The organism is Acaryochloris marina MBIC11017, assembly GCF_000018105.1.
Lineage (GTDB): Bacteria > Cyanobacteriota > Cyanobacteriia > Thermosynechococcales > Thermosynechococcaceae > Acaryochloris > Acaryochloris marina.
Window position 1 is genome coordinate 1,683,501 of record NC_009925.1, and the last position, 15,198, is coordinate 1,698,698.

The 15,198-nt window shown below is 48.8% G+C and carries 10 protein-coding genes; 6 read left to right on the forward strand and 4 right to left on the reverse strand.

Going from position 1 to position 15,198, the window contains the following annotated elements:
- Window positions 1-13 precede the first annotated feature (13 nt).
- Complete coding sequence (locus AM1_RS07590; RefSeq protein WP_012162241.1) at window positions 14-2,299, reverse strand: transglycosylase domain-containing protein; 2,286 nt, start codon at window positions 2,297-2,299, stop codon at window positions 14-16.
- Window positions 2,300-2,605: 306 nt separating this feature from the next.
- Between AM1_RS07590 and cobS the strand changes: the two genes are divergently transcribed.
- Both cobS and AM1_RS07600 read left to right on the forward strand, forming a co-directional pair.
- Window positions 2,606-3,358 carry an adenosylcobinamide-GDP ribazoletransferase gene (cobS, locus tag AM1_RS07595; protein ID WP_012162242.1) on the forward strand — a complete coding sequence of 251 codons (753 nt, stop codon included), beginning with the start codon at window positions 2,606-2,608 and terminating at the stop codon, window positions 3,356-3,358.
- Between the two features lie 488 nt (window positions 3,359-3,846).
- Complete coding sequence (locus AM1_RS07600; protein ID WP_012162243.1) at window positions 3,847-5,871, forward strand: Rne/Rng family ribonuclease; 2,025 nt, start codon at window positions 3,847-3,849, stop codon at window positions 5,869-5,871.
- Between the two features lie 16 nt (window positions 5,872-5,887).
- On the opposite strand, the gene AM1_RS07605 is transcribed toward AM1_RS07600, so the two are convergent.
- Entirely contained in the window at window positions 5,888-6,664 is a 777-nt protein-coding gene (locus tag AM1_RS07605) for a dienelactone hydrolase family protein (RefSeq protein ID WP_390610027.1), read from the reverse strand.
- Between the two features lie 143 nt (window positions 6,665-6,807).
- Between AM1_RS07605 and AM1_RS07610 the strand changes: the two genes are divergently transcribed.
- From AM1_RS07610 to AM1_RS07625, 4 genes are all read left to right on the forward strand, one after another.
- Window positions 6,808-7,824: a GntR family transcriptional regulator gene (locus AM1_RS07610; protein WP_012162245.1), complete on the forward strand. Its 1,017-nt coding sequence runs from the start codon at window positions 6,808-6,810 to the stop codon at window positions 7,822-7,824.
- 233 nt (window positions 7,825-8,057) lie between these two features.
- Window positions 8,058-9,317 (forward strand): vWA domain-containing protein, encoded by a 1,260-nt coding sequence (locus AM1_RS07615; RefSeq protein WP_012162247.1) that lies wholly within the window; start codon window positions 8,058-8,060, stop codon window positions 9,315-9,317.
- Between the two features lie 61 nt (window positions 9,318-9,378).
- On the forward strand, window positions 9,379-10,884 hold the full coding sequence (locus tag AM1_RS07620; RefSeq protein ID WP_012162248.1) for a site-2 protease family protein: 1,506 nt from the start codon (window positions 9,379-9,381) through the stop codon (window positions 10,882-10,884).
- Between the two features lie 180 nt (window positions 10,885-11,064).
- Window positions 11,065-11,616 (forward strand): tetratricopeptide repeat protein, encoded by a 552-nt coding sequence (locus tag AM1_RS07625; protein ID WP_012162249.1) that lies wholly within the window; start codon window positions 11,065-11,067, stop codon window positions 11,614-11,616.
- 11 nt (window positions 11,617-11,627) lie between these two features.
- Here AM1_RS07625 and AM1_RS07630 read toward each other — a convergent pair whose 3' ends face one another.
- Window positions 11,628-13,181: a M16 family metallopeptidase gene (locus AM1_RS07630; protein WP_049783701.1), complete on the reverse strand. Its 1,554-nt coding sequence runs from the start codon at window positions 13,179-13,181 to the stop codon at window positions 11,628-11,630.
- A gap of 22 nt (window positions 13,182-13,203) precedes the next feature.
- Window positions 13,204-14,838 carry a DUF3747 domain-containing protein gene (locus tag AM1_RS07635; RefSeq protein ID WP_012162251.1) on the reverse strand — a complete coding sequence of 545 codons (1,635 nt, stop codon included), beginning with the start codon at window positions 14,836-14,838 and terminating at the stop codon, window positions 13,204-13,206.
- Between the last annotated feature and the right edge of the window lie 360 nt (window positions 14,839-15,198).

Sequence of the window (15,198 nt, forward strand, 5' to 3'; positions counted from 1 at the left end):
AATGGGGATAGGTTTAGTCTAAAGTCTCGCGCTCGGCTGGCTCTGTCGCAGGCTCTTCCTGCTGGGGCATGGGTAAATTCCTGATCCGTTTCGGCTTAACAGACTTAGGTTTAATGCTGCCCTTGCGTCCTGCCAATTTTGGCAAGGCGGGGAAAGACTGAGCAGGAATATCTTTGACTGTCTGCTTCATAAAGTTTCCCCAAGTGGCCGCAGCAGTTGCACTACTCCCAGTGGTGGGGTAGTTATCGTCATTCCCCAACCAGACCCCAGTTACCAGCTGCGGAATATACCCAACAAACCATAAATCCCGGTTATGTTCAGAGGTGCCTGTCTTGCCGGCAACGGGACGACCAATTTGGGCCGGCTTGCCCGTTCCGGTCGTGACAACCTGTTGCAACATCCAAGTCATAATGGCCGATGAGGATGAATCAAGGACGCGCTGCTTAGCCGTTTTATGTTGGAACAGGACTTTACCTTGACGATTGCGAATGGAGCGAATCCCATAGGGCTGGGTTCGATAGCCTTGGGCAGCAAGGGTACCGTAGGCTCGGGTCAATTCCAATAAGCTGACTTCATTCGCCCCTAACGCTGTGGAGTAATAGGGCTTTAAGGGAGATTGAATGCCCAATTCTCGGGCCAGCTTAATGGTGGGTTCAAAGCCAACGGCCATAAAGACTCGTACTGCGGGGATATTCGCAGACTTGGTCAGTGCCTGGTTCATAGACATCCAGCCCTTATAGACATGGCCATAATTATTGGGTTGGTAGCCATCCACAATAAAGGGAGCATCTGGAAAACCATCATGAGGAGAAAATCCTGATGCGATCGCAGCCGTGTATACAAGCGCTTTAAAGGTCGATCCAGGCTGCCGCCGGGATTGCGTCACCCGGTTAAATTGAGATTGTTCAAACGCATTGCCGCCCACCATTGTCTTGATTTCACCATTGCGGGGATCAAGGGAGACCAAAGCCGCCTGATCAAACCGTTGGGCATAGCCATCGTGGTACACCGCATCTTTGATGGTTGAGGCAGCCGCTTTTTGCCACTTTAAGTTTAGGGTCGTTTCAATTTCTAATCCCCCCTGTGCCAGCACGTCCTTCGATAACAGTTCTGGCAACTGCTGCTGGAGATACGCCGTAAAGTATGGGCTGTGGTCTTGGGCATTGGGGGGCACTTTCGGATTTAAAGCAATGGGACTTTTCTTTGCTTTCGCAGCCATGTCAGGCGTAATCGCCTCAGCTCGGACCATCCGCTCAAGCACTAAGTTCCGTCGTTCCTTGGCCACTTTGGGATTACTTAATGGCGAGTACAAACTTGGCGCGGCGGGCAATCCTGCCAGGGTCGCACTTTCCTGCAAATTAAGCTGATCTAACGACTTGCCAAAATAAACCCAAGCGGCATCGGCCACCCCATAAGCCCCACTTCCGAGATACACCTGATTCAGGTATCGTTCCAGGATCTGGGTCTTAGAGAGTTTATCTTCAATTTTTTGGGATAAACGGGCTTCCTTCAGCTTCCGCAGAATCGACCGTTCTTGATTGAGATAAGTCATCCGTGCCAGCTGTTGGGTAATCGTACTTCCCCCCTCCGCTAGCTCCCCGGACAACACATTAGTGACCATGGCCCGTAAAATACCCTGGCCATCAATCCCATCATGCTCAAAAAACCGTCGATCTTCCGTGGCAATAAAGGCCTGCTGCAATTGCCGAGGGATTTGATCGATCTTGACCTTTTTATGACTCGCCGGTCCATCTTGAAACAGGATAGAACCATCTGCAGACTTTAGGGTGAGCGTCCCGGCACGGACCTGGGTTTCAGTTTCCATATGGGTCGTATCTGGCAGATTCAGTTCAAGGGCAACCCATCCCCCTGCACAAGCCACACCAGTTACCCCTAGCAAAATTCCTAGGCGTTTTAACGGCCGCCATCGGGACGAGGTTGAGCGACGAACCACCCTTTTAGGACGCTGACGAACCGGTACTGTCTCGACGGAGACCGGAACAGCTAAGGCCTTCACTAGCTCTTTTTCTGAGGGCTTAGAATCTGGATTAGAGGCAGCAATCCGTCGAGGACTAGTTTTACGGCGTTTTGATTTGTGCCGGAGTGCCTGTTTTCGTTGCTTTTCTTGTTGCTTCTGCTGGCGTCGTTTATCCTTTAATTTTTTACGGAGACTATCCGTCGACTCCGGTATCGGGTCCAGCTTGAGGGATCGATCTTTAGCTTTGCCCAGCTTGGAAGGAAGGACTTGAGACGATCGTGAATCAACAGAAGGACGAATTTCTGAAATTTGTTTGGCCACGCAACGCCCCTCTTGCTGTAATCAATACCGATTGGCTCTGCTCTATGCTCACCAGATCCTTGCAACTTGGGACTTAATTTAACGCAATGTCTCTAAATAATCTATGTTCTGGATAAAAATTCAACAAAAATCTTTGTTTTGGAACCACATTAGTAGGAGTAAACCCCACTTTCAAACTCCACCCATCCCCTCTCTCAACCGCAAAAATGACTGACCTAGCTATCCTTTACCACTATCAGCTGCTGACTAAATGCAAGGGGATAGCATCATGATTCATCGCTCTTTCTTTCTTTTTCCTTGGCACAAATGAAACATATTTTGCAGCAAATCGGAGGTGCGATCGCATTTTACAGCTGTATTCCCCTCCCCTCTAGCTGGCCCTTAGAATTTGAGCGCATTGCCCGCTGGGCTCCTTGGATTGGTTTTCTCTTAGGAATGGGAATTGGCACTCTCGACTATGGTCTTGCCCTAGGGCATATGCCTGATCTAACTCGTAGTGCTTTAGTCGTCGCCCTATGGATCGGTCTGACCGGGGGGCTCCATCTGGATGGCGTTATGGATACCGCCGATGGCCTGGCCGTGATGGAGCCCGAACGGCGTCTTACGGTCATGTCTGATAGTCGAACCGGAGCCTTTGGGGTCATGGCTGGCACCCTGGTGCTTCTTCTCAAGGTCTGCGCATTAAGTAACCTCTCGATTGCTCACCTGCCTGCCCTAGTAACTGCCCTAGTCTGGGGACGAATCGCTCAAGTGATGGCCATTGCCATCTTTCCTTATCTCAAACCTGAGGGAAATAATGCCTTTCACGCCAACGCTTTTCAGGGGCTAGGGGATCTATGGCCTAGTGTCATTGGTGTATTTGCGATCGCAGTTTGCCAATATTACGGGTTTCCCTTAGCATGGCCATCCGTTTTGGGGGGTATCCTAATGGCAAGCAGCCTATCCCTTGGCATCAGCTACTGGTTTTATTACCAATTTAAAGGAATGACTGGTGATGTTTACGGTGCCATCGTAGAATGGACAGAAGCATTAATCCTATGCTGCTTGACACTGGTTTAATCAGTCCCCCTTGTCAAAATCCCATAGGCCAGCGTGAGCATAACCGAGACTCCACGCTATAATGCTTCTCAACAGGAGCTATCTCGACTTCGGTACGGCTAGATTTACCATGTTCAAGCTTTTTTAAGAAGTGATGCATGGTTAATCTACCAGGCTGTAAACCTACCGTTGATGCGAGGATACCCCCGGTCAGTATTTACACCAATTTAAGGTTCAATCCTGTCGGTCTCGCCAGGCTCTTTGTAAAGATTCTCGCCACTTTATTCCTGAAATAGCCAGAATCACCCTACCCTTGCGAGAAGATCTAAAATCTTCTCAAAAAATCTTTCCATTTTTAGGTAACAAATCTACGATTAGTTTCCAATATCAATTCAGTTTCCCTTCCACAACTCTTGAACGTCCAAGCCCCACAATCCCTTTTGTTATTACGAGTTAAGCCCAGACATGAAACGTGTTGTCTGCTGGCTCAGTTTCTTTGAGGAATTTGAATGCCCAAGCAAATTATCATTGCCGAGCAGCATCGGATCGCTGCTGTATTTTCAGAAGATCAAATCCAAGAACTCATCGTTGCCACTGGCAGTCATCAGGTAGGAGACATCTATCTAGGTATCGTTGAGAATGTATTACCTGGCATTGATGCTGCCTTTGTTAACATTGGCGATGCTGAACGCAATGGATTTATTCACGTCAGCGACTTAGGTCCGGTGCGATTAAAGCGCAATTCCGGTGCCATTACCGAGCTGTTAGCCCCCCAACAAAAAGTATTAGTCCAAATTATGAAGGAGCCTACAGGGACTAAAGGTCCACGGCTCACAGGAAATATCTCTTTACCCGGTCGCTACCTAGTCCTTATGCCTTCAGGGCGAGGGGTCAACCTTTCTCGTCGCATCCGTGCAGAAGACGAACGAAGTCGTTTACGTGCCCTCGGTATTTTAATTAAGCCTGCGGGTATGGGCCTGTTGGTTCGCACGGAAGCCGAAGGGGTCGCCGAAGAAGCCATCATTGAAGATTTGGAACTCCTGCAACGGCAATGGGAAAGTGTCCAGCAGCAAGCCGCTTCGACTCGAGCTCCTGCCCTACTCGATCGGGATACAGACTTTATCCAAAGAGTTCTCCGGGACGTCTATAGCAGTAACGTCAATCGGATTGTAGTGGACTCTACTCCAGGGCTCAAACGGGTCAAACAGCACCTGGTGAACTGGAACAATACCAACAAATTACCCCAGGGGGTGCTGGTGGATCAGCATCGTGAATCCACTTCCATCCTGGAATATTTCCGCGTTAATGCGGCCATCCGAGAAGCCTTAAAGCCCAGGGTTGATCTACCGTCTGGTGGATATATCATTATCGAGAAAACGGAAGCCCTCACCGTTGTTGACGTCAACTCTGGCTCTTTCACTCGCTCCGCTACCGCCCGAGAGACTGTTTTGTGGACCAACTGCGAGGCTGCTGCAGAAATCGCTCGTCAACTGCGATTACGGAATATCGCTGGTGTGATTATTATCGACTTCATCGATATGGACTCTCGCCGCGATCAGCTACAAGTCTTAGAACATTTTAATAAAGCCCTCAAAGCGGACAAAGCTCGCCCTCAAATTGCCCAACTAACCGAATTAGGCTTAGTCGAGCTGACTCGCAAACGACAGGGACAAAATATTTACGAGCTATTTGGCACGCCTTGCCCGGCCTGCAGTGGTCTTGGGCATCTGGTCCATCTGCCTGGTGAAGCTGCGCCGACGGTCGGTGAAGTGGAATGGTCTGAGCCCTCCAAACCTTCACCCACCAGTACATCCGGTGTTCCTCTACCCGGCATCTCGGCCAACTTAAATGATCAGATCCATCTCGATCCATCGGATGACCTACAAGAGCTTGATTTAACGAACCATCCCAGCTACCAAGAACGAGGCAATCGTCGACGCCGGCGCCGGTCTCGATTAGGGGATAATTTGTCCCGTGAATCCCTTAGTCCTCGTTTAGTTCGTAATGGGTCTGCCTCAGATTCTAAACCCGTCAAAAGCACGAATGATACCAATGGCTCAACCTCTAGCAAGAGCGGAGGAAATGAACGATCTCGGGGTCGCTCCAGCACTCGTCAACGTCAAGATACGCCTCCAGAAGTCATCTCGGTGACCATGACTCCTGAAGAACAAGATATCTACGCTTTTATGGGCATTTCGCCGACGGTCTTGTTCCCAGGAGAGATTAAAAAGCCTAAATCAGCCATTGTGGAAATCCTCGCACCAGGGGAGACCTCATCTACGCCTAATACAACAGCAACCAAAGTTATCACCAAAGAACTCGTTGTCGCCAAAGACACCAAAGCCGATGCGGATGATATTGACGCAACCAAACCGGAAGAGGCTCAAGCTGAACCCGTCTTGGTTGCCACACCTGAACCGACCGAAGAAAAACCAGCTGAACCCGCTCGGACGTCCACTCGTCGCCGCCGTCGCCGCTCTTCGGCCTCATCGGCCAAGCAGCTTTCCTTAGACCCGAATGAAAGTTCTGAATAACGGTTTGGACACAGTCTTATAAATACTGCTTGAAAAGCTGTTGAACCTGAAGCCAACTCTGGGCTGCCGCTTCAGGCTGATAGCTGGCCCGCTGATCACAGAAAAAACCATGGGCGGCAGGGTACATAAACACTTGATGACGGATCTGGTGTGCTTGCAACTCAGCCTGAATTTGCGCCACATCCGTAGGTGGAATCAAAGGGTCCTCAGTGCCAAAAAAAGCATAGAGTACCCCTGAAATTTGAGGGGTTAGGGATAGCGTCGGTGCTCCCCCTCCTGGTGTCATCGTGGCGATACCCGCTCCATAGAAGGACGCGGTCGCCTGAATCTCTGGCAAAGTCGCTGCTAAATAGGCGACATGTCCACCAAAACAGAATCCAATGGTGCCAAAAGATGATTGAACCGGTTCTTGTTGCTGGAGATAAGCCAACGTAGCTCGGGTATCACTTAACAAGTCAGCAGCGGTCGTTTGATTTTTATAAGTTCTTCCTAGTTCTAAATCAGCAGGACTATACCCCACTTCAAATCTTGGAGCTTGGCGTTGGTAAAGGGCAGGGGCAATCGCTACATATCCCAGCTGAGCGATCCGATCCGTAACAGATCGGATGTGCTCATTGACCCCAAATACTTCTTGAAAGACAACAATACCTGGCCAGGTCCCCGCACCGATCGGTTTGGCAACATAGGCTTCTATGGGGATATCTCCAGTATGGAGGGTCACTGATTTGGCTTGAGTTTCTACCACAACACTTCTTTTATCTCGGATTACGCCATGTCTAGTGTCTCGAAACATCTAGGGTTTGGAAAGGGATTTGACGACGGGAATTGATAGACTTGGCAACTGAACTATTGCAGAAAGAACTGATTTAAGTCTGTCAATCCTTCTCTTCAGCTCATATGATAGAGGGATTGCTGCTTTCACATTGCCCTTGGCCTATGATGGTCCAGTTTAAAATTCAGCCGGATAGCGAGATCCCGGCCTCGACGCAGTTATTTAACCAAGTCTGCTTTGCGATCGCATCTCGGCAGTTCGCCCCTGGCTACCGACTCCCCAGTACGCGACAGCTGGCCATGCAAACGGGGCTTCATCGCAATACGATCAGCAAAGTCTATGAACGCCTTGAAAATGCGGGCTTTGTAGAAGCCCAAGTGGGGTCTGGGATTTATGTTCGAGCCTTAGGCCAGGAATCCTTACCGATCACAGAAGAAGAAACGGCCACTCCCGTTCCTGAACTGATTGAGCAAAGTTTAGACGGTTTTCTTCAACGAGGCTACACCCTCAAACAGGTAGAAGAACTATTTCTCAATGCCATCACCGAGCGTCTGCGGGCCAGCACCCGCGTTATCGTCACCGTCCCTAAACATGACTGGGGAGCAGGTGAAATTATGGTGCAGGAGCTTCAGCAAGCCTTATCGATCACCATTCAGTTAGTGGCCCTAGAAGAGCTATCTACGGACTTAAAATCCCGAAAAGCAGCGACGGTGCTGACAGTTCGCTATTTTGCCACCCAAGCTGAAGAAATTTTGGCCGACGTGCAGGCCAAACATAAAGACCCCAAAGCCTTTCGCATTATCCCCATCGACATTTATGACTACTCGGAGGAACTTGAGCTGATTAAAGCCTTACCCGAAGGCAGTCGTCTGGGGTTAGTCAGTCTCAGCCCTGGCACCTTAGGGGTGGCTGAAGTCATGATTTATAGCCTTCGGGGGGAAGATATTTACGTCATGAGTGCTGAGTGTAAGGACACCTACAAACTCAATGCCGTTATCCGCCATGCTCAAACCATTATTTGCGATCAAGCCAGTTTCGATCCCTTAAAAGCCGCAGTTATTGCAGCAGAACCAGATCTAATTCGTCTCCCTAAGCTGGTGTGCTGCCGCAATTACATCGATCCACAGTCCATCGAATTGTTACAGCGAGAATTAGGTATAGAAGATCTATCTAACGCTTAAATCCGTGTTCAGTATCCTTTCTCTACTGCGGCTTATATTTTTCCGGGGCAAGGGATAAACCCTGTCATCAAAGTCTGTTCGCCTAGATACTTGAGCATCACCAGTTCGAGTTGCAAAGACTTAGGATAAAGATGTAAAGGGTTCATGTAGTACTGAGTTAGAGTTGGCAAAAATCGCTAGACTAAACCCAATTCCAAGAAGCAACCCACATTCTGCATTACGAGAAACCAACCATGAACGTCAGCCTCAGTCTGGCCCTAAACGATGACCAACTTGATGCATCCCAAGGAACGCAACAACGGCAATTATCCATTGCTGTGTCTGCCATTCACGACACGGGATTGAACAATGGCACTCGCAACGCGCCCTTGAACCTCTGTCTGATATTGGATCACAGTGGCTCAATGACGGGCCGTCCGTTAACAACGGTTAAAGAAGCGGCCCAAAGCCTGATCGATCGGCTCAATCCTGGCGATCGCATTGCTGTCGTGGCCTTTGATCACCACGCCAAAGTCCTGGTGCCCAATCAACTCGTGGAAGACCCCGAGCAAATTAAAGCCCTGATCCAAAGGCTTGAGCCTAAAGGGGGCACTGCCATTGATGATGGTATGAAGCTAGGGATTGAAGAGTTAGCGGTCGGTAAACAAGGCACGATTTCCCAAGCTTTTCTGCTCACAGATGGTGAAAATGAACATGGCGATAATCAGCGCTGTCAACAGTTTGCTGAGCTAGCAGCGGGGTATAACATAACACTCAATACCCTGGGCTTTGGCAGTCATTGGAATGAAGATGTACTGGAAGGCATCGCGGATTCTGGAGGGGGAAGCCTCTCCTTTATCGAGAAGCCAGAAAATGCCGTGGATGTCTTCAATAGCCTGTTTACCCGCATTGAAACCGTCAGCTTAACGAATGCCCATTTCTTAATTTCCCTAAGCCCCGGGGTCCGGCTGGCTAATCTCAAACCTGTGGCTCAAGTCACCCCTGAGACCGTAGAGCTACCGATTACAGAGGAAGGCGAGTTAGCCATTATTCGAATCGGAGATCTGATGACCCAGATGCAACGAACGGTACTCGCCAATCTTTATATTGATCAGCTCCCACCAGGTCGACAGACCATTGCTACCCTTCAGGTCCGCTATGACAATCCTGCGTTGGAACAAACGGATCTGCTTTCCGAAAAAATCCCGGTTGAGATTGAGGTGACGGAAAGTTATCAACCCTCCTCGAACCCAGATGTTCAGAAAAATATTTTGGCGTTAGCCAAATATCGTCAGACGCAAATTGCAGAAACAAAGCTGCAGGAAGGAGATCGTGCGGGTGCAGCAACCATGCTGCAAATGGCCGCAACTACTGCCTTGCAAATGGGGGATGAAAATGCTGCCACAATCTTACAAGGCAGCGCCACTCGTCTACAGGCAGGAGAAGAGCTGTCGGATAGCGATCGCAAAAGAACCCGCATCGTGTCCAAAACGACATTACAAGCTCCTTCCTAACCCGTAGAGCAATGTTCAATCCAACTGCCACGCTGCTCACATCATTCACCCAACAGCACCTATGACTGGCTTACTTTTTTTGGCCGCTTTTATAATTCTCGGAGTCGGCTATCAACGCGCCCGTCCCATGGGGAAAATTGGCGTTTTAGCCTGGCTACAATCCCTTGTTCTTATGGGCCCCTGGCTGCTCATGTTTGGTCTGCTCAGTTTAGGGATTACCCTCAACCTAGCGAGCGTTCTTTTGATGGTCGTCTTGTCTGTTAGCCTCTATATCATCCTAGGCCGACGGTTACGCTCTTTAGCCAATCAAGACTCCCAGCAGATCCGCCCCCCAAACACTCCAGATCGCTCTTCCACAGAATCAGCTGCCGCCCCTAGCCCAGATCCCCTTATTGCAAATAGCAAAGATCCCGATTCCAAGCCCCCTGAAGTTCCCCCAACAACAATTGCCCCGCCTCCCATTTCAGCAGACGATCTCAAATCAATTCAGGGCATCTTTGGCATTGACACTTTTTTTGCTACAGAAACTATTCCCTATCAAGATGGGGTGATTATTCAGGGTAATTTGAGAGGAGATGCCCCCACCGTTCATTCCGAGTTAACCCAACAACTCGAATCAAGATTGCCAGAGCAGTATCGTTTATTTCTGGTCGAGAATACGGACGAAAAACCCATCGTCATTGTCTTACCACGACGCAACGATCCAAAAGTCGGTGGGTGGACCCAAAAGCTGTTTGCAACCATTCTTAGTCTAGCTACCATTGGATCCTGCCTTATTACAGGTGCCTTTTTATTGTCTTTCAACCTCGTTGAACAACCCGAGCGGTTATCAGAAGCACTCCCTATCGGCTTAGGATTAGTGGGCGTGTTAGTCGCCCATGAAGTCGGCCATCAGATTAGTGCCCAACGCTATCAGGTGCGTTTAAGTTGGCCCTTCCCTTTTCCAGCCCTGCAAATTGGTTCTTTTGGTGTCTTTAATCGGTTTGAATCTCTACTGCCAAATCGCCAAAGCTTATTTGATATCGCCTTTTCCGGCCCAGCTGCTGGGGGATTATTTTCACTCACATTGCTTATTTTGGGATTAATTTTGTCCCCGTCCAGCCCTATCTTACCGCTTGATATTTCGTTTCTGAGAGGGTCGATTTTAGTGGGGATGTTAGCGCGTCTGTTCTTGGGAGATACTTTGCAAGTCTCCAGCGTCTTGGTTCATCCCTTAGTCGGTGTAGGCTGGATTGGCCTGGTGATCACAGCCCTGAATTTAATGCCTGCCGGTTCTCTAGATGGCGGACGGATTATTCAAGCCATCTATGGACGAAAAATTGCGCGTTTAAGTACCTGGATTACCCTCGTGGTATTGGCTCTGATTGCCATTGCTAACCCCATTGCCTTGTATTGGGCCATCATTATTTTGCTTCTGCAGCGAGATTTAGAACGTCCCAGCCTTAATGAGCTTACAGAACCGGATGATACCCGAGCAGCGTTAGGATTAGCGGCTTTATTTATCATGGTGGCCATTCTGATGCCGCTTTCTCCAAGTTTAGCGACTCGTATTGGTATTGGTACGTAGTATATGCATGCCTAACCATAAGGCCTAGCAATGAAGATTAATTGGGTGAGCAAGGCAAATGGATGTCGAGGCTTATCTGATTCTCATCAGAGTTGGTCTGAGCTGAGAGATGTGGAGAGTGATGAATGGCTAATCTAGCATCGAGCATTCCCCTGCCATACACTAGTCTCAGGTGAATTCATGCAACGATCTCATGCCAATTCGGTCATTCTCTTTTTGCTAATCAGCAGTTTATGGCTCATCCCTGGGTTAGGACAGAGTCAGGCCACACAGATCTCGCTAGAGCAAGCCAAGCAGGAACTCAAAGCAGGGCAATATAATCAAGCTGAAATTCATCTACGTCAGATTGTGCAAGATCAACCTCAGTCGGCCGAAGCCTACTTCAATTTAGGGCTAAGCCTACATCTACAGCTCGAATTAGACGAAGCGATAAAAACCTATGAACAGGCGATCCAACTTGACCCCACTTACGACCGCCCTTATACCAATATGGGGTTAGCGTTGATTGAAGCCAATCAACTGGATGAAGCCAGTACTGTATTCAAACAGGTCTTATCTTTACCAGAACGCCCCGAGCAACCCGCTAGCATCCACACCTTGGCCCACTACAATTTAGCCATTATCCTCAAACGGCAAGGCAAGCTAGATGCTGCGCAGCAGGAGGTCCAGGCAGCTCTAGCCATCACACCTGGTTTTACGCAAGCTCAAACACTCCAACAAATGCTGAACTGAAACGCTCGCTTTTATTGCCCCTTGGACAAGATATAGCCCACAGTGCGATTTTCAGACGTAAAGGTCGCTTTTGCAATGCGCTGAACATCTTCTGGAGTAACCGATTCAATCTTTTCAAGTTCACTAAATAGATTGCGCCAATCTCCAGTTTTGACTTCATACTCTGTCAGTAGCCTTGCCATACCACTATTCGAATCTAGCGATCGCAATAGGCTAGCCCGCGCCTGGGTTTTCAGGCGATCCAAGTCTTGAATATCCACCAATTCCGTCTTGAGTTTTGCCAACTCGGCATTCAAAGCAGTAGCCACTTCATCCACCGTATGTCCAGGTGCTGTTAACGCATAGAACAACATCAGGTTCGGGTATTTATCCCCAGGAAAGCCACTAAAGCCTTCGGCACTTAAGGCAATTTTCTGAGATTCCACTAAAGACTTATAAAGCCGAGATGTACGGCCATCACTCAGCAAGCTAGCAATTAGTTCATAGATGACATGATCTGGATCGCTAATGGCAGGACGATGATAGCCTTCCAGATACCAAGGTTGGGATTTTAGCTCCAGAGTCACAGACTTTGTTTTCTGCTGTGGGGGTTCTACCTCCGTGACTTGAGGCGGCTGCGATCGCGACTTGAAGCGCCCAAAATAGGTTTTCGCAAGCTTCTTCACTTCTTTGGGATTCACATCTCCAACAATGGCAATGGTTAAATTACCTGGACCATAATAGGTATCAAAAAAGTCTTGGACATTCTGGCGAGTTAAATTACGAAGATCTTTTTCATAGCCAATTACTGGCTGCAGATAAGGGTGGACATCAAAGGCTTCACCTAAGAAGACTTCCACCATTTTGCCGATGGGCGAATTATCTGTGCGTAACCGCCGTTCTTCTAAGATGACTTGTTTTTCCTTATAGAATTCCCGAAAAACAGGCTCTAAGAAGCGCTCTGACTCCAAAGACATCCAGAGTTCCAGCTTATTGGCAGGCAAACTGTAGAAATAGCGAGTTGCATCGGAAGAGGTCGTGGCATTGAGGCCCACTCCCCCCTCTTGATTGATAATTTGGCCCATCTCGTTTTGCTTGACCAGTTCCCCTGCTTGCTTGGAAACTTCAGCAAACTCTTGGGTTAGGGCTTGAACTGCCTGCTCATCTTTTTTTGACTTGGCCACTTGGATTTGGTCAAAGAGCTTGTCTTGCTGCTCTAAAAGCGGTTTTTCAGCTTCATAGTCTGTCGCACCAATCCGGCGAGTCCCTTTGAATGCTAAATGTTCTAGATAATGGGCAACTCCAGTTTGTCCCATCGGTTCATCAGAACCACCCACATCTGCATAGGTATGCAACGCAACAACGGGTGCCTGATGTCTTTCTAGAACAATAAACTTCAGGCCATTTTTAAGCCGGAATGTCGTCACCTTATCCTTAACACGGTCCAGATAGGGTTGGATAGATTGACCCGCTTCTGCTGGAGGGGGTTTCGGGGTTTCTGCCCAAACCGGTTGACCATAAAGAGCGAGGCTAACAAAGGCAGCCAGCAGCAACAAAGCAATTTTGTGTAATCTAGACAACCGCATTCTCCTTGTAATGGTGTCGGAGTTACTGAGTTTTCTCCAGAATCGGATTCATCCCATGGCGTTGGATCAGTTGCATTCTATCTTGTGCTTCTCGCACAGAGGCAAATGACCCCACTTGCATCACGGATCGTCCACGATAAGAAGACCGAAACGCACCAGGAACCAACCCTTTCAGTTTACTTTTTTGACGGGAGTTAAAGGCTGATACCACCACACGATATCGAGGTCCTAAAGCAATCGATGAAGAAGGGGGAGCAGGGGGTAAACCAGCCCGAAGATTATAGATATCGGAGCCTTTATCTGCCCGCCCAATAGGAATCCTCGAACCCGGCACCGGAAGTACACCCACCTGAGCAGGCACGGTTCGCAGGGCGAGGCGGCGCCGACTATCTTTGATAACCTCAGGCCTCAAACCATTTCGTTTCATCAGCTTGACCATCCGATCCAGTTTGGAACGACTGTCAAATAACCCCACTTGCATTACGGACCGCCCTTTGTAGGAAGATCGAAAGGCATCAGGGACCAGAGACTTAATTTTAGATTTTTGTTTGGTATTTCGAGGTCTAACAACCACCCGATACAGGGTATTCGAACGGCGAGCAGCCGATTTAAACCGACGCCCACGATCGGCGGATGGGGAAGGAACCGGGATATCTACACCCCGGCTGGCAATCGAAGAAGGAGGGACCGCAGCAATTCGAGACCGCTCATTTTCAATCACCTCTGGTCTCAAGTCATTTCGCTTCAACAACTTGACGATGTTATCGACTTTGGAGCGGCTATTGAACAAGCCGACCTGCATCACCGAACGGCCTTGGTAGTTGGATCGAAATGCATCTGGCACTAATGATTTGATGCGAGACTTTTGCCTGCTATTGCGGGGCTCCACTACAACGCGATAGAGAAACCCTGACCGAGGCACTGCTGCAGTTCGAGAAAGCACAGGGATATCGACGGCTTTTGCAGGGGAAGGGGGCACAATAGGCTCTCTCCTCGCGGATGATCGTGGGGGAGGAGATAAGCGCCGTCCCGCAAAAACAGCCGGCTGTGCTTGCTCAGTATTGAGATAAATATGGCCTAGGGTTTTGCCATTGTAGGTCCGTTTGGCAAACTGCCAACCCGAATTTAAGTGAATTTTGAGCAGGCCAGAACTCATCCCTCGGGTCCTGCCGATGACCATGGGGTCTCCTAACCGGCGCGAACTAGGCATGCCTAGTAACAGCAGCTCATCCCCTTGCTTTTGCAACGTCAGCTGGTAATTTAACCCCAGATCTTTGCCTGCCTGGCGGATAGAGTAGCCATTGCTATCGGTGCTGCGTCCACAAATTCCCGTAAAGTCGAACTGGAGCAACAGGGGTTCAATTTCGGTTGGACTCGATCCATGCTCTTTCCAACATTTTTTGCTGCTAGAAATTTGCTCTAGAATCAGCAAATTGTAGTAGCCCCGATCTCGAGGTACTGCAACCGCAATAAATTTATTTTGGGGAACCGCTGTTTTCCCAAAGGTAGCGGCTAATAGGGTTTGAGGGCTGCGTTTACTCTTTACTAGGTCTGAGTTTGTAGCGGGTATTCCAACTGCGATCGCAGGTAAAGTCGTCGCAAATGGAATGGCAGCAGCGGCCAATGCCGTCAACCTATGAAGAGATAAGTAATGCATGGGGTTGTCTCCAGCGCCCTGATTGATGACGATGAATGCTCTTTAAGTATTATTCCCAAACTAAAAAAAAGAAATCAGTCAGATCTAGGTTGAAGCTTGAGTTTTACAAGATTAACTTAAACCTTTGGATTTTGAAGTGGATTTTTTGTTCTCGGTTATAAAACAGAACATTTATCAGTTTGAGTCGGTTTCTAACTCTGGATAGAGTATCAGAACCCGCTCCAGATGGATAGTACCCAAAAAACCTTTATCACCTACCTGTCGAAGCAACAGCAACTGAAGTTCCCAACGATAAGCAATTGGGGCAATCCCAAGGACAAGTAGCTTAGAACCACTCCATTAAATCTTTTCGAACAAAAA

Coding starts and splice junctions, on each gene's coding strand:
- AM1_RS07600 (WP_012162243.1), top strand. CDS start 3,847: ATGCCCAAGCAAATTATCATTGCCGAGCAGCATCGGATCGCTGCTGTA.
- cobS (WP_012162242.1), top strand. CDS start 2,606: ATGAAACATATTTTGCAGCAAATCGGAGGTGCGATCGCATTTTACAGC.
- AM1_RS07630 (WP_049783701.1), bottom strand. CDS start 13,181: ATGCGGTTGTCTAGATTACACAAAATTGCTTTGTTGCTGCTGGCTGCC.
- AM1_RS07605 (WP_390610027.1), bottom strand. CDS start 6,664: ATGTTTCGAGACACTAGACATGGCGTAATCCGAGATAAAAGAAGTGTT.
- AM1_RS07615 (WP_012162247.1), top strand. CDS start 8,058: ATGAACGTCAGCCTCAGTCTGGCCCTAAACGATGACCAACTTGATGCA.
- AM1_RS07625 (WP_012162249.1), top strand. CDS start 11,065: ATGCAACGATCTCATGCCAATTCGGTCATTCTCTTTTTGCTAATCAGC.
- AM1_RS07620 (WP_012162248.1), top strand. CDS start 9,379: ATGACTGGCTTACTTTTTTTGGCCGCTTTTATAATTCTCGGAGTCGGC.
- AM1_RS07610 (WP_012162245.1), top strand. CDS start 6,808: ATGATGGTCCAGTTTAAAATTCAGCCGGATAGCGAGATCCCGGCCTCG.
- AM1_RS07635 (WP_012162251.1), bottom strand. CDS start 14,838: ATGCATTACTTATCTCTTCATAGGTTGACGGCATTGGCCGCTGCTGCC.